The 22967-nt window shown below is 60.5% G+C and carries 22 protein-coding genes; 10 read left to right on the top strand and 12 right to left on the bottom strand.

The window, feature by feature from the left end:
- The first annotated feature begins 4 nt into the window (after positions 1–4).
- From ACGHP1_RS01515 to ACGHP1_RS01525, 3 genes are all read left to right on the top strand, one after another.
- Complete coding sequence (locus tag ACGHP1_RS01515; RefSeq protein ID WP_390507352.1) at positions 5–1237, top strand: DUF5711 family protein; 1233 nt, start codon at positions 5–7, stop codon at positions 1235–1237.
- A 74-nt stretch (positions 1238–1311) separates the two neighbouring features.
- Positions 1312–2007, top strand: coding sequence for a hypothetical protein (locus ACGHP1_RS01520; protein WP_097774251.1), 696 nt, complete (start codon positions 1312–1314; stop codon positions 2005–2007).
- 24 nt (positions 2008–2031) lie between these two features.
- A complete protein-coding gene (locus ACGHP1_RS01525) occupies positions 2032–4341 on the top strand; it encodes an AAA family ATPase (RefSeq protein WP_390507354.1) in 2310 nt (769 codons plus the stop codon).
- Positions 4342–4731: 390 nt separating this feature from the next.
- Here ACGHP1_RS01525 and ACGHP1_RS01530 read toward each other — a convergent pair whose 3' ends face one another.
- On the bottom strand, positions 4732–5334 hold the full coding sequence (locus tag ACGHP1_RS01530; protein ID WP_015563755.1) for a Type 1 glutamine amidotransferase-like domain-containing protein: 603 nt from the start codon (positions 5332–5334) through the stop codon (positions 4732–4734).
- A 285-nt stretch (positions 5335–5619) separates the two neighbouring features.
- On the opposite strand from ACGHP1_RS01530, the gene gltX reads away from it, so the two are divergent.
- The 4 genes from gltX to ACGHP1_RS01550 all read left to right on the top strand — a co-directional run bounded on the left by gltX (position 5620) and on the right by ACGHP1_RS01550 (position 10802).
- Positions 5620–7089 carry a glutamate--tRNA ligase gene (gltX, locus tag ACGHP1_RS01535; protein WP_390507357.1) on the top strand — a complete coding sequence of 490 codons (1470 nt, stop codon included), beginning with the start codon at positions 5620–5622 and terminating at the stop codon, positions 7087–7089.
- A gap of 185 nt (positions 7090–7274) precedes the next feature.
- A complete protein-coding gene (locus tag ACGHP1_RS01540) occupies positions 7275–9563 on the top strand; it encodes a PP2C family protein-serine/threonine phosphatase (protein ID WP_242702930.1) in 2289 nt (762 codons plus the stop codon).
- An 81-nt stretch (positions 9564–9644) separates the two neighbouring features.
- Complete coding sequence (locus ACGHP1_RS01545; protein WP_390507359.1) at positions 9645–10592, top strand: pectinesterase family protein; 948 nt, start codon at positions 9645–9647, stop codon at positions 10590–10592.
- A 48-nt stretch (positions 10593–10640) separates the two neighbouring features.
- Positions 10641–10802, top strand: coding sequence for a hypothetical protein (locus ACGHP1_RS01550; RefSeq protein WP_165852638.1), 162 nt, complete (start codon positions 10641–10643; stop codon positions 10800–10802).
- A gap of 94 nt (positions 10803–10896) precedes the next feature.
- Here ACGHP1_RS01550 and ACGHP1_RS01555 read toward each other — a convergent pair whose 3' ends face one another.
- Both ACGHP1_RS01555 and ACGHP1_RS01560 read right to left on the bottom strand, forming a co-directional pair.
- Positions 10897–12432 (bottom strand): sensor histidine kinase, encoded by a 1536-nt coding sequence (locus ACGHP1_RS01555; RefSeq protein ID WP_390507361.1) that lies wholly within the window; start codon positions 12430–12432, stop codon positions 10897–10899.
- A gap of 18 nt (positions 12433–12450) precedes the next feature.
- Entirely contained in the window at positions 12451–13137 is a 687-nt protein-coding gene (locus tag ACGHP1_RS01560) for a response regulator transcription factor (protein WP_044953253.1), read from the bottom strand.
- A gap of 320 nt (positions 13138–13457) precedes the next feature.
- On the opposite strand from ACGHP1_RS01560, the gene ACGHP1_RS01565 reads away from it, so the two are divergent.
- A complete protein-coding gene (locus ACGHP1_RS01565; protein WP_133300817.1) occupies positions 13458–13649 on the top strand; it encodes a hypothetical protein in 192 nt (63 codons plus the stop codon).
- 149 nt (positions 13650–13798) lie between these two features.
- On the opposite strand, the gene ACGHP1_RS01570 is transcribed toward ACGHP1_RS01565, so the two are convergent.
- The 9 genes from ACGHP1_RS01570 to ACGHP1_RS01610 form a co-directional block, all read right to left on the bottom strand.
- A complete protein-coding gene (locus ACGHP1_RS01570; RefSeq protein WP_390507363.1) occupies positions 13799–14845 on the bottom strand; it encodes a sulfate/molybdate ABC transporter ATP-binding protein in 1047 nt (348 codons plus the stop codon).
- Positions 14842–15513 (bottom strand): molybdate ABC transporter permease subunit, encoded by a 672-nt coding sequence (gene modB / locus ACGHP1_RS01575; protein WP_291015630.1) that lies wholly within the window; start codon positions 15511–15513, stop codon positions 14842–14844. The genes ACGHP1_RS01570 and modB overlap by 4 nt, the downstream gene beginning before the upstream one ends.
- A gap of 60 nt (positions 15514–15573) precedes the next feature.
- Positions 15574–16461, bottom strand: coding sequence for a molybdate ABC transporter substrate-binding protein (gene modA, locus ACGHP1_RS01580; RefSeq protein ID WP_390507365.1), 888 nt, complete (start codon positions 16459–16461; stop codon positions 15574–15576).
- A gap of 79 nt (positions 16462–16540) precedes the next feature.
- Positions 16541–17473 (bottom strand): molybdopterin-binding protein, encoded by a 933-nt coding sequence (locus ACGHP1_RS01585; RefSeq protein WP_390507367.1) that lies wholly within the window; start codon positions 17471–17473, stop codon positions 16541–16543.
- Positions 17474–17482: 9 nt separating this feature from the next.
- Positions 17483–18451: a GTP 3',8-cyclase MoaA gene (moaA, locus tag ACGHP1_RS01590; RefSeq protein WP_390507369.1), complete on the bottom strand. Its 969-nt coding sequence runs from the start codon at positions 18449–18451 to the stop codon at positions 17483–17485.
- Complete coding sequence (gene moaC / locus ACGHP1_RS01595) at positions 18444–18941, bottom strand: cyclic pyranopterin monophosphate synthase MoaC (protein WP_097774263.1); 498 nt, start codon at positions 18939–18941, stop codon at positions 18444–18446. Before moaC ends, moaA begins: the two co-directional genes overlap by 8 nt.
- Before the next feature lie 71 nt (positions 18942–19012).
- Positions 19013–20032 carry a molybdopterin-binding protein gene (locus tag ACGHP1_RS01600; RefSeq protein ID WP_390507371.1) on the bottom strand — a complete coding sequence of 340 codons (1020 nt, stop codon included), beginning with the start codon at positions 20030–20032 and terminating at the stop codon, positions 19013–19015.
- 12 nt (positions 20033–20044) lie between these two features.
- Positions 20045–20560 (bottom strand): molybdopterin-guanine dinucleotide biosynthesis protein B, encoded by a 516-nt coding sequence (locus tag ACGHP1_RS01605; RefSeq protein WP_223388288.1) that lies wholly within the window; start codon positions 20558–20560, stop codon positions 20045–20047.
- 34 nt (positions 20561–20594) lie between these two features.
- Positions 20595–20822, bottom strand: coding sequence for a DUF1653 domain-containing protein (locus ACGHP1_RS01610; RefSeq protein ID WP_154260621.1), 228 nt, complete (start codon positions 20820–20822; stop codon positions 20595–20597).
- A gap of 241 nt (positions 20823–21063) precedes the next feature.
- Between ACGHP1_RS01610 and ACGHP1_RS01615 the strand changes: the two genes are divergently transcribed.
- Both ACGHP1_RS01615 and ACGHP1_RS01620 read left to right on the top strand, forming a co-directional pair.
- The gene (locus ACGHP1_RS01615; protein WP_390507374.1) at positions 21064–22377 is read left to right on the top strand and encodes an SMP-30/gluconolactonase/LRE family protein; all 1314 of its coding nucleotides are present in this window, start codon (positions 21064–21066) and stop codon (positions 22375–22377) included.
- Between the two features lie 27 nt (positions 22378–22404).
- Positions 22405–22965, top strand: a complete 561-nt coding sequence (locus tag ACGHP1_RS01620; RefSeq protein WP_097774267.1) for a TIGR01440 family protein — start codon at positions 22405–22407, stop codon at positions 22963–22965.
- Positions 22966–22967: the final 2 nt, after the last annotated feature.

The raw sequence follows: 22967 nt of genomic DNA on the forward strand, positions 1-22967 counted from the left end.
ATTCATGAGCAAAATTCGCCGCGGCGGACATTCCGCCGAAGGGGAGACGCTTTCTGCCGGACGCGTCGAATATCTGGAAGCCGCCCGGGCCCGGGTGCGCACACGGCGCATCCGCCGCACCGTCATCATCGTAGCGGTGCTGACCATCCTTGTACTGTTTGCCACCGGCGCAGTGGGGTCTTCCATTGCGCGCGCAAAAGACCTTGTGGATACTGCCGTCATCGCGCTGGCACCAGCCGCAGGCTGGCCGCAGCAGACCGGCATCACCGACCCGGATGCGGTGGCGCAGATGTCTGGCAGCTTTGTGGAGATGGGCGGCGACAGCTGCGTGGTATACAGCCTTGGCAGCACCCGCCTGAACAGCATCCAGAGTGGCTATGCCCGCCCGGCCATTGCTGCAGGCAAGACCCGCTTTGTGCTGTACAACCGCTCCGGCAATGAGCTGCGGGTGGAAAGCCGTACCCAGAACCTTTATACCAAAACCATGGACAGCACCATCTCGCTGTGCGCCGTGGCAGATGCCGGACAGGTGGCTGTTGTGACCGACAGCACCGACAGCGTGGCAAAGCTGACCGTTTACAATTCCAGTATGCAGCAGCAGCTGGTGTGGAACCTGACCAGTGAGCAGGGCACCCCGCTGCGCATGGCCTTTGCGCCGGACAGCCGCCGCCTTGCCGTGGCCGCTGTATCGGCGGTGGGCGGCCAGCTGACCACGAACCTTTATGTACTGCCCCTCTCGCAGGGCGACCCGGTATGCCTTGGCTCCGAGAACAGTGTGCCCCAGTGGATGGGCTGGATGTCCAACGGCTTTTTGCTGGTGCTTTATGAGAACCGCGCCGTGCTGTACAACACGAGCGGCGGCAGCGCAGGCGAACGCGCCAGCTACGATTTTGGCGGCGGCACCCTCGTCAGCGTGTCCAACACCAGTAACGGTGCGGCCCTGCTGCTGAGCAATGGCCAGACCAGCACGGCGGTGCTGCTGGACGGTGAGCTGACCGTGGGTTACAGCGGCAGCGTGCTCTCGGCCAGCCAGATCATCCGGGCAAAGAACGACGGCTTCTACCTGCTCACCGACAGCACGGTGGAACGCTTCAACAATGTGGGCGAGTTCCAGTGGAGCCAGCCGCTTTCGGCCCGGCCCCGGGCACTGGTCGAGGGCAGGCAGATCTTGGTGTTCACCGGCAACACGGTGCAGGTGGTCACACCGCCGGAGCAGACAGCTTCCAGCGGACAGTGATTTTTGGGTGAGAAGATCATGCGTAAATAGCACTCTTGCGGGGAAAGTGATAAAAATAACAGGGAAAACAAGGTATGTTCAAGAATCCGTCATTTCTTTTTGATATCATATGCACGGCAGCATGGATCATTCTGGTGGTGCGCTATGCGCGCAAGGGCTTTCTTTCGTCCATTGTGCAGCTGGTGGGCAACCTGTTCAGTCTGCTGGGGGCCAAGGAGCTTTCCGCTGCCTGCGCCGGCTGGGTGTTCGAGCACATGCTGGCAGGCGGCTTCCGCACCCAGATCGCAGCAAACATTGCTGCGGGCGGTGCGGTAGACCTTTCCGGCATTGCGGAAAAGTATGCGGGCTTCCTGCCTGCTTCTTTCCGCGCTTCCATCGTGGCAGCCTGCGAGCGCTCCATTGGCGCTGTGCTGGCCGATAACGCGGTGGTGCTGGCCGATTCCATTGTGGAAAACGTGCTGCAGCCGCTGCTCACACCGGTGATCACGCTGGTGCTGTTCTTCTTGTTCTACGCGCTTTTGCGCCTGCTGGTCAGTATGCTGGTCACGGTGCTGGGCCTTGTGAACAAGCTGCCGGTCATTGGCACGGTAAACCGCGGCCTTGGCTGGCTTGTGGGCGGTGCCACGGCGCTGCTGGATATCTATTTGGTGCTGTGCATCCTGTGGGGCATCATCGTCATCACAGGCGGAAACCTGAATGTGCTCAACGATACGGTGATGAGCAGCAGTCTTTACTACAAAATCTTCAATCTCTTCAACCCTTTCCTGTAAAGGGTTTTGCATAAAGGAGGAACTATGGTCTGTATTCGATGCCAGAAACGTCCGGCGATCATCTTCATCCAGCGGATGGACAATGGTCAGATGAAGCAGGAGGGCTACTGCCTGCACTGTGCCCGTGAGCTTCACATCAAGCCGGTGGACGATCTGATGAAGCAGTTCGGCATGTCGGATCAGGATCTTGATAACATGGAGAACCGCATGGAAAGCATGATGGAGGAGATGGGCGATGCAAACCCGCTCTCCATGATGATGAACATGGCGAACGGCGGCGAGGATGCTGACCCGGACAGCATGGACGAAGATCTGATCCCCGGCAGCAATGCCACCTTCCCGCTGGGCTTTACCAGCAGCGAGAAGAAGGATGGCGACAAGAAGGCCGACCGCAAGAACGGCAAAAAGCCGCCTAAGCGCAAATTTTTGGATACCTATTGCGAGAATCTGACCCGCAAGGCCCGGGAAGGCAAACTGGACGATATCATTGGCCGCGACCGCGAAATTTACCGCACCATCCAGATTTTGAGCCGCCGCCAGAAGAACAACCCCTGCCTCATCGGCGAAGCCGGTGTGGGCAAGACCGCCATTGCCGAGGGCATTGCGGAGCGCATTGCCAAGGGGGATGTGCCCATCGGCCTGAAGGATAAGGAGATCTATCTGCTGGACCTCACCAGCCTTGTGGCAGGCACCCAGTTCCGCGGTCAGTTCGAGCAGCGGGTCAAGGGCCTGCTGAGCGAGGTGAAGGCCGCAGGCAACGTGATTCTGTTCATCGACGAGATCCACACCATCACCTCTGCCGGTGAGAGCGAGGGTGCCATGAACGCGGGCAATATCCTGAAGCCCGCCCTCTCCCGTGGTGAAATTCAGGTCATCGGTGCCACCACCTTCAACGAGTACCGCAAGTATATCGAGAAGGATCAGGCGCTGGAACGCCGTTTCCAGCCCGTGCGGGTGGAAGAACCCAGCGTGGCCGATACCCTTGCTGTGATGAACGGCATCAAGCACTACTACGAGCAGCACCATCATGTGCAGGTGCCTGCCGATGTGCTTTCTGCCACTGTCACCCTGAGTGAGCGCTATATCACCGACCGCTTCCTGCCCGATAAGGCCATCGACCTGCTGGACGAAGCCTGCGCCTGCTGCAATCTGGCCCACCCGGTCATTTCCGAGTATCTTGGGATGCAGAAGGAGCTGGATGCCCTCAAGCAGGAAGAAGCCGAGATGGAGAATGCGGATGTGAACGAGCCCATCGACTACGAGCGCGTGGCCGAGCGCAAGACCCGCATTGCAAAGCTCGAAGCCGACCTGCCCGCAAAGCAGGCAGCTGCCAGCGAGATCCAGGTGACCATGGACGATGTGGCCAAGGTCATCGAGCTGTGGACCGGCATTCCGGCGGTCAAAATTCGGGAGACCGAGTTCGCAAAGCTGGCAAACCTTGAGGGCGAGCTGAAAAAGAAGATCATCGGGCAGGACGAGGCCGTGCATCTGGTGGCGCAGGCCATCAAGCGCAGCCGCGCCGACCTTTCCGGCCGCCGCCGTCCCGCAAGCTTCATCTTTGTGGGCCCCACCGGCGTGGGCAAGACCGAGCTGGTCAAGCAGCTGGCAAATCAGCTGTTCGACGGCCCCGATCCACTCATCCGTCTGGACATGAGCGAATATATGGAAAAATACGCGGTGTCCCGCATGATCGGTTCGCCTCCGGGCTATGTGGGCTACGAGGAGGCCGGTCAGCTCACCGAGAAGGTGCGCCGCCGCCCCTACAGCGTGGTGCTGTTCGACGAGATCGAAAAGGCGCACCCGGATGTCATGAACATTCTGCTGCAGATTCTGGACGAGGGCAAGATCAACGATGCGCAGGGCCGCACGGTGGATTTTTCCAACACGGTCATCTGCATGACCTCCAACGCCGGCAGCAGCGACCAGAGTACCGGTGGGCTTGGCTTCAATAAGAGCGAGGAACAGCTCAGCGAGGAAAAGACCCGCAAGGCGCTGGCCCAGTTCCTGCGGCCGGAGTTCCTTGGCCGCGTGGATGAAGTGATCGCCTTCAAGCCCCTGACCGAGGAGACCCTGCAGGGCATCGCGGCCCTGATGCTGGACGAGTACAAGCCCGGCATGGAGGCCAAGGGGATCGCATACAGCTACACCCCGGCAGCCCTCAAGGCGCTGGTGCAAAAGAGTCAGGGCGGCAAGTTCGGTGCGCGCGATTTGCGCCGCGTGATCCGCAAGGCGGTGGAAGACCCCGCCGCCGAGCGCCTGATCGACGGCACGCTGGCATCCGGCGGCACCCTTGTGGTGGATGCCGATGAAAACGGCGAAATCATCTTGAAGTAAACAAAAAAGCCCCTGCATCCGTTTTGGAATGCAGGGGCTTTTCTGTTGTTCAGTGCTGTACGGCAAACTGGAACTTGTCGGGGCAAAGCCCCTCCATCTTGTTGCCGCAAGACCGTTCTGTCACTTAAAAGCCCCACTGGGGCTTTCATTGCTCCGCTTCGCTCCACAAACGCGAACTTGTCAGGGCGAGGCCCCTCCATCTTGCTGCCGCAAGACCGTTCTGTCGCTTAAAAGCCCCACTGGGGCTTTCATTGTTCCGCTTCGCTCCACAAACGCGAACTTGTCGGGGCAAAGCCCCTCCATCTTGCTAACGCAAGACCGTTCGGTCGCTTAAAAGCCCCACTGGGGCTTTCATTGTTCCGCTTCGCTCCACAAACGCGAATTTTCAAATTAGTCTTTGCAAATAACCTTTGAACCTTCACCATCAATTACAATTCCCTGACGGTTGTTAATTGGGCATAGATTCAAATCCGAAAACTCAGTCATTATTTTCTCGGTAACTTTCTTAAATGGTGCTGTAAGATAATGCGGAAGAACATAGAAATCAATCAAATCAAGCCCTGCATCATCTTCTTGTGAGTAGTCCTCCGGCTTTTCATCCATTTGCTCGATATATTGGATGCTTGGAGCGCATATAATCGCACCTGCCGATTCACCAATCATCAGTTTTCCCTTTGCCAATTCTTTCTTCAACAGCTCATCCGTTCCCGTTTTACGGAGCTGGTCTATAAGGAAAAAAGAATTTCCGCCGGTAAAATATATCACATCCGCATCTTCAAAAACAGACTGTATCGTTGAATAAGCCTCCGTTGAAATATCAATTTCAGTTACGATTGCTCCCAACTTTTTGAATAATTTTCGAGCCGAGCCGACATAACCGGTGTAGCCTTCACGCAGCGAAGCTGTTGGAATAAATGCGACTTTTTTATTTTCAATTTCTTCCTTTATCAGACTTCCTACACTTGAAAAGTGCGAACATAAAAACAGTTTCATCAATATTCTCCTTTATATATAAATTCGCGTTTGTGGAGCGAAGCGGAACAATGAAAGCCCCAGTGGGGCTTTTAAGTGACAGAACGGTCTTGCGTAGCAAGATGGAGGGGCCTCGCCCCGACAAGTTTCGATTTGTTGAATCAAGTATAGCATATTGCGAACAAAAGGAAAAGCAAAGCTGTGAATGCATGATGTTATCCCGCATTGACAAAACAGCGCAGAATCAGTACAATAAAACATAGCTATCCGCAAATTTTTTGCATGAGAATAAAGGAGCGTTTTTCTATGCCGAGCAATAAAGTCCGCACCCGTTTTGCGCCGTCGCCCACGGGTTATATGCACGTTGGCAACCTGCGCACTGCCCTGTACACCTACCTGATGGCCAAGCACGAGGATGGCACCTTCATCCTGCGCATCGAGGATACCGACCAGGGCCGCTATGTGGAGGGCGCTGTGGATGTCATCTACAACACCCTGCGGGAGACCGGCCTGCTGTGGGACGAAGGCCCGGACATCGGCGGCCCCGTGGGCCCCTATGTGCAGAGCGAGCGCATGGGCATGTTCAAGCAGTATGCCGAGCAGCTGGTGGCCGAGGGCAAGGCATACTATTGCTTCTGCACCGAGGAGCGTCTGGAGGCCCTGCACGCCGAGCAGCGCGCCAACGGCGAAATGACCCACTATGACGGCTGCTGCCGCGACCTGCCCAAGGACGAAGTGGAAAAGCGTCTTGCTGCCGGGGAACCCTATGTTATCCGCCAGAAGATCCCCCGCGAGGGCGTGACCGGCTTCGACGATGTGGTGTACGGCCACATCGAGGTGAACAACAGCGAGATGGACGACCAGATCCTCATCAAGACCGACGGCATGCCCACCTACAACTTTGCAAATGTGGTGGACGATCACCTCATGGGCATCACCCACGTGATCCGCGGCAGCGAGTATCTGTCCTCTACCCCTAAGTACAATCTGCTGTATCAGGCGTTCGGCTGGGAGATCCCCACCTACATCCACTGCCCGCCGGTCATGAAGGATGCGCAGAATAAGCTTTCCAAGCGCAACGGCGATGCCAGCTATCAGGATCTGGTGGCAAAGGGCTACCTGACCGAGGCCGTGCTGAACTACATCTGCCTGCTGGGCTGGAGCCCCAAGGGCGAGTATGCCGAGCAGGAGATCTTCTCCCTGCCGGAGCTGGTCAAGATCTGGTCTCCGGACGGCATCTCCAAGTCTCCGGCTATCTTCGATCCCCTCAAGCTGCGGGCCATCAACGCGGAATATATCCGCCGCCTGTCCCCGGAAGAGTTCCAGAAGAAGGCGGAGCCGTGGATCGACAAGGCCGTGCACACCTCCATCGACAAGAAGCTGCTGTGCGCAAACCTGCAGCCCCGCTGCGAAGTGCTAGGCGAGATCCCGGAACAGCTGGATTTCTTTGATGCGATGCCCGAGTACGATGTGAGCATGTACGCCAACAAGAAGCAGAAGACCACCCCGGAGACCGGCAAGGAGGCACTGGAAGCCCTGCTGCCTGTGCTCAGCGACGAAGCACTGGACTTTGGCAATCGCGATGCCGTCTTCGATGCCTGCAAGGCCAAGGCTGAGGAGCTGGGCAAGAAGAACGGCTGGCTGCTGTACCCGCTGGGCATTGCCCTTTCTGGCAAGCAGCGCACCCCCGGCGGCGGCACCGACCTTGCCTGCATGATGGGCCGCGAAACCACCCTTGCCCGCGTAAAAGCGGCAATTGAAAAGCTGAACGGCTGATTTTTGCCATAAAATCACAAAGCTCTGCAGCATTTTTGAACGCTGCAGGGCTTTTTTGCGTCTTTGGGCCGGTTTGCGGCAGAACACTGCACCGCGCCAAAAATCGCCGCGCGCCCGCGCTACAGTATATGCAGAAAGCGCGGGGAACAGAACCACAACGCCCCGCCGGAAAGCGGGGAGTTTTTATGACAGAGCGGATGGGTCTGGCAGCGGTCGGGCGGCAGAACAGACAGCGGGCAGCGCTGGCACGGCGGGCAGAGCTGCGCCCGGCAGCGCGCAGGCTGGCGGCTGTGGCAGTGGGATTTGCAGGCGGCTGGGCCGTTCTGTACGGTGCACTGATGCCTTTTGGTCTGGGCTTTGTGCTGGGCTTTGCAGAGGACTGCTTTGCCCCCTGTGCGGCGGGTGCGGCGCTGGGTGTGCTGCTGCACGGGTTTGGCGCGCTCTCGCTGCGCAGTGTCTGTATGCTGTGCGCACTGGGTGCTGCAGTGGCAGCGCGGTGGATGGGTGCCAGAACACTGACCCCGGCGGCACTGGCGGGCTGCGGCACGCTGGTGGGCGTGGCGCTGTGCTTTGCCTTTGGCGGCGGCGGGGCAGAGCTGGTGCTTTACAGTGCAGCAGATGCCCTGCTGGCCGCAGCCATGGGCTTTTGTCTGCGGCAGTTTGCGCCCGAAAAGCCGGGTGCCGGGATGCTTCTGGTGGGTGCGGCCGCAGCGGCGGCGCTGGGCAGTGTGCAGCTGTGGCAGCTGCTGCCGGGCGTGATCGTCTGCGCGGCGCTGGAACTGTATTTATGCAGCAAAGGGCAGGCCAAAGCCGCGCTTGCGGCCTGCGCGGTGCTGGGCGCTGCGCTGTGCGCGGCAGACCCGGCTCTCAGCTTTGCGGCATCCGGCCTTGCCTGTGCCACGGCGGCAGCGGCGGTGCTGGCACCCGGACGGCGCATGGAAACGGTAGCTGCCTACGCGGGCGGCTGCGTGACCGGTGCACTCTGTGTGCAGCCGCCCGGGAGCGCGTTCCAATATCTGCTGAACGTCTGCATCGGCATCACGGCCGTAGCGGCCATGCCCGCAGCATGGCTTGTGCCGGAGCCGGAAGAAAAGCCGCAGGCAGGGCAGGCCCAGCCGCAGCAGTACAGTGCAGCGGCCACCCGGCTGGAACAGGTGTCCCAGAGCCTTGCATCGCTGGCAGAGACCGTGAACGATGTCTACGAAACGCTGCCGCACCGGCGTGAGGATTTCCATTGGGTAATTGATAATACACATGATACCCTTTGTTTTAACTGCGGACGGCGGGATACCTGCTGGAAGCAGGAGTATGCCGCCACGCTGGAGGGCATGGAAGCACTGCGCCCTCTGCTGGAAAGCAGCGGCGGGCTGGAAACGACTCAATTGCCCGGGCAATTATCCCGGTGCATCCACCCGGCAGCACTGTGCGCAGCGGCAAACCGCTCCTTTGCGCTGTACCGCAGCCGCAAGGAGGCCCGCCTTCATGCCGAAGCCATGCGCACTGCCCTGACCGAGCAGTACAGCGCCGTGGCCGAAGCGCTGGGCGTGTTGGGAGAACAGCTGGGCCGTCCGGGCGACCCGGAACCCTATAAATCCGGCCGGGTGGCGGACTTTTTTGCGCAGCTTGGCACTCCGCCGCAGGAGTGTGCCGTCACGCTGGATGATCTGGGCCGCACCCATGCGGCGGTCACGCTGCCGCGCACCCGCTTCTCGGCGCAGGAGCTGGCCGCGCTGGCCGGGGAGGTGGGCCGCATCTGCCGCCGCACGCTGGAAGTGCCGCAGGTGCTTTCCTGCAAGGGAATGACCACCCTGCTGTTCAGCGAAAAGCCTGTGCTGCGGGCCGTGTTCGGCATGGCGGGCGCGGCGGCGCGGGGCAGTATTTCCGGCGATGCGGTGCAGCAGTTCTGCAGCCCGGCGGCAGCGCAGATGATCCTGTGCGACGGCATGGGCACCGGCAGGCCTGCAGCCGTGGATGGCAACCTTGCCGCCGAGCTGACGGCCCGGCTGCTCAAGGCGGGCTTTACCGCAGAGCTGGCGGCAAGACTGGTCAACGTGGCCCTTGCCCTGAAAAGTGAGGATGAGAGCGGTGCCACGCTGGACCTCATCAGCGTGGATCTTTACACCGGCACGGCAAGGCTGTTCAAGGCCGGTGCGGCACCGGGCTTCCTTGTGCACGGCGGGCGGGTGCGTGCTGTGGGCGACACCAGCCTGCCGGTGGGCATTCTGGGCGGAGTGAACGGACAGAGCCGGGTGGTGCATTTGACGGTGGGCGATTATGCGGTGCTGGTCTCGGACGGGCTGCTGGTGGACGGCCCGGGCTGGGTGGCAAAGCAGCTGGAGCTTTCCGCTGCGGCAGGAGATGCGCCGGAAAAAGTTGCAAAAACGCTGGTGGAAACGGCCCGCGTGCGCGCCCAGAAGACCGGCAGGCCGGATGACATTACGGCGGCGGTGCTGCGGCTGGAAAAATGCGTTTGATGTTCATACAAACTTCGTTGATTTTCGACGGAGGAGAAGGTATACTATGGAAGCATAGAAACAAAACGGGAGGACAGAAATATGCTTACCATAACCGTAGCGCAGGATGGCAGCGGCGATTTTGCTTCGGTGTCCGAAGCGGTGCTGGCCGTACCTTATGCCTGCGCAGCAGAGATCCGCATTGGCCCGGGAGTTTACCGCGAAAAGCTGGTGTGCGAAAAACAGGATATCACCCTGATCGGCGCAGGCATGGAAAGCACCCGCATCGTGTGGGGCGACGGCGGCAGTCTGCCGCACCCGGACGGCAGGCCCACCCACACCTTCCGCAGCTATACCGCGTTTTTCCGGGGGATAGAACTGCGGGTGCGGGACCTGACCATTGAAAACGATGCCGGCCCCGGGGCAAAGGTGGGGCAGGCCGTGGCGGCTTATGTGGACTGCTCACACACCCTCTTTGAGAATGTGCGGCTGCTAGGCAATCAGGATACGCTGTTCTGCGCCCCTCTGCCGGAGAAGGAGCGGGAGAAGGATGGCTTCCTTGGCCCGGGCCGCTTTGCGCCCCGCCGACCGACGGCCCAGTATTACCGGCACTGCGAGATCGCGGGAGATATCGATTTTATTTTTGGCGGCGCGGACGCTCTGTTTGAGCAGTGCACCATCCGCACCGTGAACAACCACCTGCCTGCAAGCTACGTCACGGCTCCCTCGGGCCGTGCCGATGGCCTCGGGTTTGTGTTCTGGGACTGCGACTTTATTTCGGACGACTGCCCGGCGGGCACGGTGTTTCTGGGCAGGCCATGGCGGCCCACCGGTAAAACGGCTGTGCTGGACTGCCGTCTGGGAGCCCACATTGCACCGGAAGGCTTTTCGCCCTGGCAGAGCCGTACCGACTCGGACCTTGCCAGCTTTGCCGAAGCGGGCAGCACCGGCGAGGGCGCAGCAGCGCGCGGTGCATGGGTGAAGCAGCTGGACAGCCAGCAGGCCGAAGAGCTGCTCAGATGTGCACGGAAACTTTGCAGACCGGAATAAAAGCAGAAAATATAAAATAAAGTATAAAACGGATTTGAAGGATCTTCTATGAAAAAACTGCCGAATTTTGTCAAATGGATCATCATTCTGGCGGCACTGGCTGCAATGGGCTGGATGATGTGGGCTGTGAATGATCGTGCCTCCCGGGTGGAAATGCCCGCACCGGATAATACATTCGGAATTTATCGCACAGCAGATTCCAGCCAGTAAATCATTTGGAATGGCCGCAGCATTGCGGGCAGAAACGATGCTCTATAGAAAAAGCAAAAGCCGGGACGACCACACGGTCATCCCGGCTTTAAAATTATTCCTGATTATCCTGCCCGGCCATCTCGGCTGCATTGGCGGGCAGGTCGTTCATGATGAACCAGAACGTAGTGCCCATGCCAATGGCGCTCTGCACACCAAAGCGGAAGCCGTGCTGCTGGAAGATGGCCTTGGTGATGGAAAGGCCCAGACCGGTGCCCTGCTTGCCGGCATCCGAACGGGAGCGGTAGTACCGATCAAAGATATAGGGCAGGTCGTCGGCAGAGATGCCGGGACCATGGTCCTCCACCTCGATCCGCACGCCCTCGGTGCAGCGCTGGGCCCGCAGGATGAAGATGCCGTCTTTGCCGATGTGGTGCATGGCGTTGCCCAGCAGGTTATGCAGTGCGCGCTGCATCATGTTGGGGTCTGCGTAAACGGGCAGTTCCTCGTCCGGCAGCTCCAGCTGGAGCTGCCAGCCGTTCTGGGCGCAGATGGCATCGTACCGTTCGCTCACCTCGTCGCACAGCTGGCCCATATCAAAGTGCACGCGCTCGCATTTGTCGGCACCGCTGGTCACCTTGCTCAGCTCCATCACGCTGGAGACCAGTGCGGTCAGGCGGTCGGTCTCGTCCACGATAATGTTCATCTGCTCATCGCGGTGGGCCTTGTCGTCGCCGGTAATGTCGCGCACCGTCTCGGCATAGCCCTTGATAAGGGTCAGCGGGGTGCGCAGGTCGTGGGAGACGTTGGCCAGCAGGTCGCGCTGCATCTGCGAAGAATGCTGCACCTCGCTTGCCATGTGGTTGAAGTCCCGGGCCAGATCGCCCAGCTCATCGCTGCGGCGGGTATCCACCTGCACGGCATAGTTGCCCATGGCCATCTGGCGGGCAGCGCTGGAAAGCTGGCGCAGCGGCTTTGTGAACCACTCACTGAACAGCCATGCCGCCGTCATGGCAAAGGCAAAGATCAGCGCCGCTGCCATGGGCAGCACGGTGCTCAGTACCTTGCCGGCTTCAGCCACATGCACAAGGCTGGTAGTGACCAGAACGGTGTACTCGCCGCCGGAGGTGTTGCGCCCTACCAGCAGCTGTGCCGAGCCGGAGAGCCGCGGCGGATTCAGGGTCTGCACAAAGCCGCCGGTGGTGCGGCATTTCTTGCGCATGGCCACAGCGGTGGAAACGATCATATCATTGTTGGCGGAATCCGAGAGCAGCGTTTCGTGCAGGTTGCAGTAGGACTGGTTCTCGATCTTATAGATCGTGCGCATGGTGGTATCGGAAATATCCACACAGAAGCTGTTCAGCGAACCGCTGGCGTACAGCTGGGTGGCAAGCCGGTCAAAAAACGTGGTGTTGACCGTAAGATGGCCAAAAGACCATGCCGAAAGGGCTTCGCCGTTTGCAATAGCCTTGTCCAGCTCGGCGGTGATGCTTTCTGCCTGAGTGGTCAGCTGTTTTTCAATGTGCTTGGTGTACAGCGGTTCCAGCAGCTGGGTGGACAGAAACCACACCAGTGCCAGCAGGAACAGACAGATACAACACAAAAACCACATCAGCTGGCCGCGGATGCCGGGGGAGTGATGGTGCCGCATGAATCCTCCGCTCCTTTATCAGCGCGTTGCGTCGGGGTCGAATTTGTAGCCGATGCCCCACACGGTAGCAATGTAGCTGCGGCACTTGCCCAGATGGCCCCGCAGCATTTTGACATGGGTGTCCACGGTGCGGTCCTCGCCAAAGTAGTCGTAGTTCCACACCTTCTGCAGGATCTTTTCACGGCTGAGGGCGATGCCCTTGTTGGAAGCAAGGAACACCAGCAGGTCGAACTCCTTGGGGGTCAGGGCCACCTCCTCGCCGGAAACGCGCACCGTGTGGCTGGCCGTGTCGATGGTCAGCTCACCAAAGGTCATGGTGTCGGAGGCAGCGGCGGGCTTGGGCATGGTGCGGTTCAGCACGGCCTTGACGCGGGCTACCAGCTCACGGGGAGAGAAGGGCTTGACAACGTAGTCGTCGGCACCGCTCTCCAGGCCGGCCAGCTTGTCGTATTCCTCGCCGCGGGCGGTCAGGATGATGACCGGCGTGTTGATGTGGCGGGCGCGCATCTCCCGCAGGCAGGTCATACCGTCCATGAACGGCATCATCAGGTCCAGAATGACCAGATCGAAGGCCCCGCCGGAAAGCTGGGTCAGCGCAGCTGTGCCGTCAGCGGCCTCTTCACAGATATAACCGGAATATTGTAAATGTTCGCGGATCAGCTCGCGGATGCGCGGCTCATCGTCAACGATCAGGATCTTAGCCATAATACAGACACCTTCCTCAATAATAGACTTCTTGACCAGAATATCATACAGCAAGAATAAAAAAAAGCTGTGAAGTTTGCGTGAATGCTTTTCAAAAAAAGTGCCCGCAGCGGCGGGCTGCTTCCAGTACCAGTATACCACAGAAAAACGGCCCTGCACAGCCGGAGTTTGCGGGGCAGACCGCAGGCCGCTGAATACAGGGATGTTTATTACAGAAAACTGCGAAGTGTGATAATATTAGCTATAATACCATTTTATGCCCAGAACGTTGGAATTGACACTGAAACGACCGGATAAAAGCATGAAAAATACAAAAACAAGTGCCAAGCACAGCAATCCAAAAGAAAAACGCCCGCTTTTTGGGCAGCGCCGCCGGGCAGAAGAATTGCCCGGTGCACAGCCTTGCCATCAACGAGGTGCACACCCACCGCACAGCGTATCCGTTCATCAGCGGTATGATCGCATGGCGCTACCGCGAGGCGATCCACAAAAAAACGGGAATACCAGAATAATGCACAAATCAAAGCGCGTACATTTTAGCAAACTGCCGAATGTACGCGCTTTTTGTTTTATCCGGCTTCCTGGCCGGGGAATATGCTGTGCGGCTTTGAAAATCCGCTGCTACCCACAGCGCCCTTCAGGGCGGTTTTTGCACTGTCCGTCACCCCAACGGCATGATGTTCTGCGGTGCAGTGCCCAGAAACGCCGGTGCCTCCGGCGACGCAGCGGTCAGGTTCGTCTTGCTCACCTTCCACCACAGGCGGGTGGTGCCGTCCGGCGCGGTAAAGATCAGGTTCCAGTCAAAGGGATTCTCGCTGGTGGAGTTCAGCTGCACCGGCAGAGCGTTCGGCGCAGCTGGTGCGCAGGGGGCAAAGTCGTGGGCGCGGATGCCCACGGCGGTGCAGGTTTCCGGAACCTCGGCGGCAAGGTGAAGGGGCGCATCCCAGCCGGTCAGGCGCACGGTGTGGGCATCCACGCGGGTGCAGGACAGAATGTTCTTGCAGCCGGTCAGCCGTGCAGCGGTGGCGCTCTGCGGGTCTGCAAACACCTCTTTGGTGCCGCCGGTGCGCAGCACCTGCCCGCCATCCATCACGATCATATCCCGGCACAGGCGGTAGGCTTCGTCACGGTTGTGGGTGACCAGCAGCGCCGTGCCGCCAAACCCGGCCAGCAGGCTGCCCACTTCGCCCTCCACTTCCTCACGCAGGTAGCTGTCCAGCGCACTGAACGGCTCGTCCAGCATCAGAATTTTGGGCCTGCCCACAAGGATGCGTGCCAGCGCGGTGCGCTGCTGCTGTCCGCCGGAAAGCTGGGCCGGGTAGCGCTTGGCAAGGGATTCCAGCCGCATGGCCTGCAGCATTTCGGCGCAGCGGGCCTTGCGGGCGGCCTTGTCTTTTTCGGCTTTCAGGCCGCAGAGCACGTTCTGCTCCACGGTCATGTTGGGGAACAGTGCGTAGTTCTGGAACAGCAGGCCCACGCCGCGCTGCTGCGGCGGCAGGTCGATGTGCTGGGCGCTGTCAAACAGCACCCGGCCATCCAGTACGATGCGGCCCGCATCCGGCTTTACGATACCGGCAATGCAGCGCAGGGTCATGCTTTTGCCGCAGCCGGATGCGCCCAGAATGGCTGTGGCGGTGCTGCGCGCGGCAAAGTTGGCGTGAAGGGTAAAGCCATTCAGCTTTTTGGTAATGTTCACTTCAAGACTCATGCGCGGCCACCTGCTTTCTGTTTTTTCTCCAGCAGATTCACGGCCAGCAGCACCACTGCCGAGATCACGATATCCACCAGCACCCAGCGCATGGCACCGGCTTCGTCGTTGGTGCGCCACAGCTGGTACACGGTGGTGGCAATGGTGGCGGTCTTGCCGGGGGTGTAGCCTGCGATCATGCTGGTGGCACCGTACTCGCCCAGCGCGCGGGCAAAGGCCAGCACCGTGCCGGCCAGAATGCCCTGACGGCAGCAGGGCATCCGCACCCGCCAGAAGATCCACACGCCCGACTGGCCCAGCGTTTGCGCCGACCATGCCAGCGTTTCGTCAAAGCTTTCAAACGCGCCGCGCGCCGTGCGGTACATCAGCGGAAAGGCCACCACGATGGATGCAAAGATGGCACTGTACCAGTTCATGACAAGCTTCACGCCGAAATGCTCCATGAAAAAGGCACCCAGCGGCCGCTTTGCGCCGAACAAAAGCAGTAGAAAATAGCCCACCACCGTGGGCGGCAGCACCATGGGCAGGGTGAGCACCACGTCCAGCGCGCCCTTGACAGTGCGCGGCAGCTTGGCAATATAGTAGGCGGCAAAAATGCCAAGGAAGAACACCGCCGCGCAGCTGACGAGGGCGATGCGCAGGCTGTTCCAAAGGGGATACCAGTCCATAAATGATACCTCCGAATAAAAAGGCTTCCCCCGGAGGGGAAGCTCTGAAAAACAACGGATTTACAGTGCGGTGAAGCCCACGCTCTCGAACACGGTGGCGGCGCGGTCGGTCTGCAGATAGGCCAGGAACTCCCTGGCAGCCTCGGCGTTGGGGGCGGCCTTCAGCACGGCGGCAGGATAGATGACCTGACCACACATCTCCTTGGTGGCCTCATCCACGGGGGTCAGGCCTGCGCTGTAGGCATCGGTGCAGTACACGACACCGGCATCCACGCTGGCTTCGGTGATCTGGGTGGTGACCTCCTTGACGTTGGAGCCGTAGGTGATGACACCGGCTGCGGCCAGTGCTTCTTCGTCCAAAGCGTAGTAGGCAAGGATCTTCTGGGTGTACTGGCCCACGGGCACATCGCTGTTGCCCATGCAGAACAGAATGTCCTCGGCCTTGAGGTGCTCGGCCAGAGAATCGAAGCTGTCGATGCCCTTATCGCCATTCTCGGGCACGCACAGAACGACCTTGTTCTCCAGCAGGTCCACGCGGGAATCGCTGTCCACGAAGTCCAGTCCTTCGGTGTTCACATCGGCGGAAGCGGTGCTGTCCAGCTGGTTCATCTGCTTCTGACCGGCGGAGATGAACAGGTCGCAGTCCGCGCCTTCCTGAATCTGGGTCTTGAGGGTGCCGGAGGAGTCGAAGTTGAAGCTGAAGGTCACGCCGGGGTTCTCGGCAGAGTAGATCTCGCCGATGGCGGTGAGGGTCTCGGTGAGGGATGCGGCGGCAAACACGATCAGCTCCATGGATCCACCGGTAGCTTCAGAAGAAGCAGCGGCAGAGCCTGCCACGGAAGATGCAGCGCTGGAAGCGGAGGAGCCGCAGGCGGTCAGGGCCGCAGCGGCACCGGCGATACCGGCAGCAGCCAGAAAGCTGCGGCGGGAAATTTTAGTGTTGTTCATGATAAGCGCTCCTGTTTTTAAAATGAATCTTTGCATTTGATACGGTACAGGATGCGGTGCCGCCCACCGGGATACTTTTTTACTTCCGGGCGCATTCGCCGTCCAGCCCGGCGGCAAGGCGGATGCCGTGCGCAAGGCTGGGCAGGATGTACTCGAGGTTTTCTTTTACGGCCTTAGGGCTGCCCGGCAGGTTCACGATCAGGGTCTTGCCGCGCAGCACGCTGACACCGCGGCTGAGCATCCCGCGCGGTGTGATGGTAAGGCTATGGTACCGCATGGCCTCGGCAATGCCGGGCGCGTTGCGTTCGGCTACGCTCAAAGTCACCTCCGGGGTGATATCCCGGGGTGCAAAGCCGGTGCCGCCGGTGGTGAGGATCAGGTTCACCTGACGGGCATCCGCAAGGCGCAGCAGCTGGGTTTTGAGCTGGGCGGCATCGTCCGGCAGAAGCAGCGCTTCCTCCACCTTGTAGCCTGTGGCGGTGAGCATCTCCACAATGAGCGGGCCGCTTTTGTCCTCCCGTTCGCCGCGGCTGCCCTTATCGGAAAGGGTGATCACCGCCGCGCGCAGGGGCAGATCTGCCGGGGTGGGCAGCAGCTTCATCTCGTCGCCGGTATGGATGGTGCCGCCTTTTACCACCCGTGCGAACACGCCCTCCCGCGGCATAATGCAGTCGCCGGTCTGCTGGCGGATGGCGCAGTCGCTGTGGCACTCCTTGCCGATCTGGGTCATTTCCAGCACGGCATCCCCAATGGCAAAAAAGCTGGGCACCGGCAGGGTGGCAAGATCGAACCCTTCCACCACCAGATTTTCGCCAAAGGCACCGTAGTCCACCCAGAGCTTTTGACGGAAAACTTCAATTTTTTCCGCGCTCAGCAGGCTGACCTGCCGGTGCCAGCTGCCGCCGTGGGCATCGCCCACAATACCCCACTCCGGGGTGAGAACAGCGGACGGCACCGGCGTTTTCAAGGTGCCGCGCCGGGGGCTTGTGCAGATAGCCAGAATTTTACCCATAAATTTGTGTTATCCTCCGATCCGGTACATCCCTCGTGTGGCGGGCATGGAGCCTTGGCCGAAGTGATGTTCCCGGGGTTTTGCCAGAATCGTGTTTTGAATGGCCTGCAAAAGGGCCGCGTCGTCCGCGCCGCTGCGCAGCAGAGCACGCAGGTCGGTGCCGGATTCGCTGGCAAGGCACGGACGCAGAAAGCCCTGACTTGTCAGCCGCACCCGGTTGCAGGAAGCGCAGAATTTGCCGTGCACGGCAGCAATCAACCCGATGCTGCCGCGCCAGCCGGGCGCAGAATAATACACCGCCGGCCCATCGCCAAAGGCCGCACCGGTCACCGGCTGCAGCTGCGGCCAGCGGCGGTAAAAGCGCTCCAGCAGTTCCGGGCCGGAAAGGCAGGGCAGCCCGGTACCAAAGCCAATGGGCATCATCTCAATAAAGCGCACCTGCAGCGGATGCTCCTGTGCGAAGGCAGCAAGGCTTTCCAGCTCGCCCTCGTTCACGCCGGGCTGCGGCACACAGTTCAGCTTGACCGGTATGCCGCTGGCAAGGGCCGCCCGGATGCCGTTTTGCACGGCGGCAAGCTCGTCTTTGCCGGTGATGCGCCGGAAGGTCTCCGGGTGCAAGGTGTCAAGGCTGATGTTCACGCTGTCAAGGCCCGCCGCCAGCAGGGCGGGCAGCTTCTGGGCCAGCAGCACGCCGTTGGTGGTAAGGGCAACGCGGCGGATGCCGGGAATGGCTTTCAGGCCCGCCGTCAGTTGTTCCACGCCCCGGCGCACCAGCGGTTCACCGCCGGTGATGCGCACCGTGTCGATGCCGCACTGGGCGAACAGCGCAGCCAGCCGCAGAAATTCCTCATAGGTCAGAATATCTTCGTGGGCCAGCTTTGGCACGCCGTCCGGCATACAGTAGCGGCAGCGCAGGTTGCACAGGTCGGTGACCGAAAGGCGCAGATAGTGGATATTGCGGCCGTATGCATCAAACATAGCCGCCCTCGGCCCGCACATAGTGCCCGCTCTTGCCGCCGGTCTTCTCGACCAAGTGGATCTCGCCCAGCTCCATGCCCTTATCCACGGCCTTGCACATATCGTAGATGGTGAGCAGCGCGGCAGAAACGCCGGTCAGAGCTTCCATTTCCACGCCGGTCACGCCGATGGTCCTGGCGGTGCACACGGCCTCTACGGCCTGCTGTTCGGGCAGAAGGTGAAAATCCACAGTCAGCTTGCTCAGCGGCAGCGGATGGCACAGGGGGATCAGCTCACTGGTGCGCTTGGCCGCCATGATGCCTGCAATGCGGGCCACGCCAAGCACGTCGCCCTTCTGGGCGGTGCCGTCCCGAACAGCGGCAAAGGCTGCCGCATTCATAGTGATGATGCCGCGGGCCACAGCCTGCCGTGCAGTGACGGGCTTTTCGCTCACATCCACCATCACGGCGCTGCCGGACGCATCAAAATGAGAAAGTTTTGTTTCGCTCATAATTTTTACCTTGATAAAGCTCTCCCCTTTGGGAGAGCTGGCAAAGCCGTAAGGCTTTGACTGAGAGGGTTTCAGCAATGCCCGAAGCCGCAGTTGGGCCAGTGGCATTCGGCGCAGCCTAAGCACAGCCCGCCCTCGCCCAGCCGGGCAATGTCCTCGGCAGTGATGGGGTCGTCGGCCAGCAGGCGCGGCAGCAGCAGGTCAAAAATGGTGCGCTTGGCGTACATCACGCAGCCGGGCAGGCCGCACACCGGCACACCGTCCAGATAGCTCACAAGGAACATGGCACCCGGCAGCACCGGTGCGCCATAGGTGATGATCTCGGCACCGGTGTTCTTGATGGCAAGCGGCGTGCGGTCGTCGGGGTCTACGCTCATGCCGCCGGTGGTAAAGATCAGCTCACAGCCTGCGGCCTTTGCTTCCAGAATGGCGGCGGTGATCCCGGCGGGGTCATCGTCGCAGGTTTTGTGATAGGTCATCTCGCAGCCGTATTCGGCCAGCTTGCCCACCAGAACGGGGGTGAATCTGTCCTCGATGCGTCCCTTGAATACCTCGCTGCCGGTGGTGATGACCGCAAACTTTTTCGGGTGGAAAGGCAGCACGTTCAGGATGGGCTCGCTGCCTGCCGCAGCCTGCATGGCATCCATCTTCTCCTGCTCGATCACCAGCGGGATGATGCGGGTGCCGGCCAGCTTCTGGCCCTTTTTCACGGGCAGGTCGCCGTGGATGGTAGCGATCATCATTTGGGGTGTGCGGTTCACGGCCAGCAGGGCGGCGCGGTCGATCTTCAAAAGACCGTCGCAGTCGGCAACCAGTTCGATCTTGCCTTCCTTCGGCTCAGTGCCGTGGATGTTGCGGCCCGCCGCTGCCTTGTACAAAAGGGCAGCGGCTTCGTCCTCGTGCAGGATGCCGGGGCGCTTCTCCCAGACATAGAGATTCTCTTTGCCAATGGAGAGCAACACGGGGATATCCTCCGGCTGGACGATGTGCCCTTTGCGGAAGCGTGCTCCCTTGAACTGGCCGGGAATGATCTGTGTAATGTCGTGGCAGAGCACCTGCCCGACAGCGTCTTCGGTACGGATGAGTTTCATGCAGAACCTCCGTTACAGGGACGGCATCTGGTTCTCGATCCAGTCTGCCAGAGCAGCAGGATCGTCCAGTGCGAAATCAGCGCCCGGCACATCGCCCACGATGGCCATGGGCTGGAACGCGGTGCCCACCGGGCTGACCGAGCTGCGCACCACTTCGATCTTGGCCCAGCCGCTGTCGCCAAAGCCTTCCAGCAGTACAAGGTCGTAGCCGTGGCGCTCGAACAAAGCCAGCAGGTCCTGCTCGTTCAGGCGGAACTGCTCGGTAAGCAGATAGCGCCCGGCAGTAAACACGGCCACACCCTCGGCACCGGCCTCATGCAGGCGGTCGGTCTCGGCGGGCAGGCGCAGATCGTCAGCCTCGCGGATCACGCCCACCTTCAGCCCGCGGCTCTTGAGCACCGGCAGCAGCGCGGCCAGCAGAGCGGTCTTGCCGCTGCCTGCGGAACCGCTGACAGCCAGCACTGCCGGATGCTTGAAGCTCAGTTCGGCGGCAAGCGCCTGTTTTTGTTCACTGTACAAAAGTATCACCCTCCGTTTTATCCCATCGGCAAAAACTGCCGGTTCACTCCTCAATGCGCACAAAGCGCGGCTGCACTTTGCCGTCCCGCTCCACGGTCTCGCACCACATGGCGGCAGGACGCACCCAAAGCCCGCGTTCCCCGTACAGGGCGCGGTACACCACCATTTCCTCTTCGGTCTCGCTGTGGCGGGCCATGCCCAGCACTTCGTATTCGTTGCCCTTGAAATGCCGGTAGCGGCCCGGCTGCACATTATATTTGAATGCTTCCATGTTATCCTCTTTTACACTGACACGCGGCATTCCGGTGCAGAATGCCATATTTATAATCAGTATAGCATATTTCAGCACGGCAAAAAAGTCTTTGGCAGGAAAGATGGAGAAAAAGGCGGCAGGCGGCGGCAAAAGCCGGGAGACAGAGTTGGGTGCTTGAACTGCCGCGCCACAGATGCTATACTGAAACGATAAGGGGATACCCCCCTGAAAAAGCTCTGAAGATAAAGGAAAAAGCCCTATGAGGATCGGACTTATTGAATTTCTGCTCATCCTTGCCATTGCGTCGCTCACCATCGGGCCGCAGGTGGCATTGTTCGTGGATCGCTGGATGCGCCGGGCAAACCGCGCCAATGCCCGCGCCGCCCGCCGCCGTGCCGAGTATGCGGCCCAGATGGCGGTGGAGCGGGACGCATTGCTCAAGCGGTTCCGCACGGCCAGCACGGTGTTTGGCGTGTGCATCCTGCTGGCGCTGGTGTATGCACTGGTGTTCCGGCCCATCGATACGCCGCCACAAGGCTACACCGCGCCGGATGTCCGGCAGGACACCGGTGCAGCACAGACGGCCCTTGCCGCCGATCATAAGGGAACGCTGGATCTGGGCGAATATCAGGGTGTGGACTGCATCCGCACACAGGACGGCCTTGTGTATGCCGCAGCATACGACGGCGCAGCCTTAAAAAAGCGCACGAGCGACCTTGTGCGCACCGACGGCGGACACGATGCGGCCATCCTTTCCGTGGACGGTGAGCTGACCGGTTTTGCCTTTGACGGCAGCGGGGACCTGTGGCTGAGCATCCTCACGCCCGGCGGCGGCAGCCTGTGCCGCGCCGCCCACGACAGCTGGGGCACGGCGGTGGAGCAGGTAGTGACCCAGATCGACGGTGCACCGCTGGGGGCTGTCTCAGCGGTGGAAGCCGCGCCGGACGGCAAGATCTACTTTGCTGTTGCTGCCAGTGCCAGTGCCGCGGACGGGCTGGAGAGCACTCTGCGCACCGAACTGCTGGCCCACACCGGCACGGGCTGCGTGTATGTATACGACCCGGCAGCACGCACGGTGCAGAAGGTGCTGGGCGGTGTGGCCGGTGCTTCCGGGCTGGCCCTGAGCCGGGACGGTAGCACGCTGTTCGTGGCTGACCTTGGGAACCGCTGTGTGTGGAGCGCTGCCGCCGATGCCCGCGACCTGACGGCGGGCGGTAAAAACTGCCAGAGCTTTGTTTCCGGCCTGCCGGGGTATCCCGGTGCGCTTGCTGTGGATGCAGACGGCACCCTGTACATCGGCTACCGGTGGGCGCGCAGCAGCTGGCTGGAAAAGAACGCCGACAGCACCCTGCTGCGGGGCATTGCCCTGCGTGCAGGCCGGAATCTGCAGGAAAAGCTATTCAGCCTGCCTGCCGATGCGCCCTGCGCGGAAGCTGTGGATACGGCAGACGGCAGCTGGAAGCGGACGGTCTCCAGCAAGGGTGCAGGCGGTGTGACAGCTCTGTGCCCGGTGGAGAGCAGGCTGTATCTCGGCCTTGCAGGCAGCGAAAAGGTGCGCAGTGCAAATCTTTGATTTTTGATAAAAACCGAGGTGTTTTTTATGACAGAAGAATTCAAAAAACAAATCGAGATGCAGGCCCGGCAGGCAGTGACCGAACTGCTGGCCGAAGCAAAGCTGAAAAAGGGCGATGTGTTCGTGGTAGGCTGCTCGTCCAGCGAGATCGTGGGCGGGCACATTGGCAAGGATTCCAGTCTGGAAGCCGCGCAGGCCGTGTACGCGGGCATTGCCCCAGTGCTGGCCGAAAACGGCATCTGGCTGGCCGCGCAGTGCTGTGAGCATCTGAACCGCGCTATTATCATCGAGCGCGAAGCCGCCGAAAAATACGGCTGGGAAGAGGTGTGCGTGGTGCCGCGCCCCCACGCAGGCGGCAGCTGGGCCACTACCTGCTGGAAGAAGTTCCGGGAGCCGGTGGCCGTGGAAGAGATCCGTGCCCATGCAGGCATTGATATCGGCGGCACCCTGATCGGGATGCACCTGAAGCGGGTGGCTGTGCCGGTGCGGCTGAGCCTTTCCAAAATTGGTGAAGCGAACATTCTGTGCGCCCGCACCCGCCCGAAGCTCATCGGCGGCGAACGTGCCAAGTATACCGAGGAGGACTGAGC

Source organism: Faecalibacterium sp. i21-0019-B1, from assembly GCF_042852915.1.
Classification (GTDB): Bacteria; Bacillota; Clostridia; order Oscillospirales; family Ruminococcaceae; genus Faecalibacterium; species Faecalibacterium taiwanense.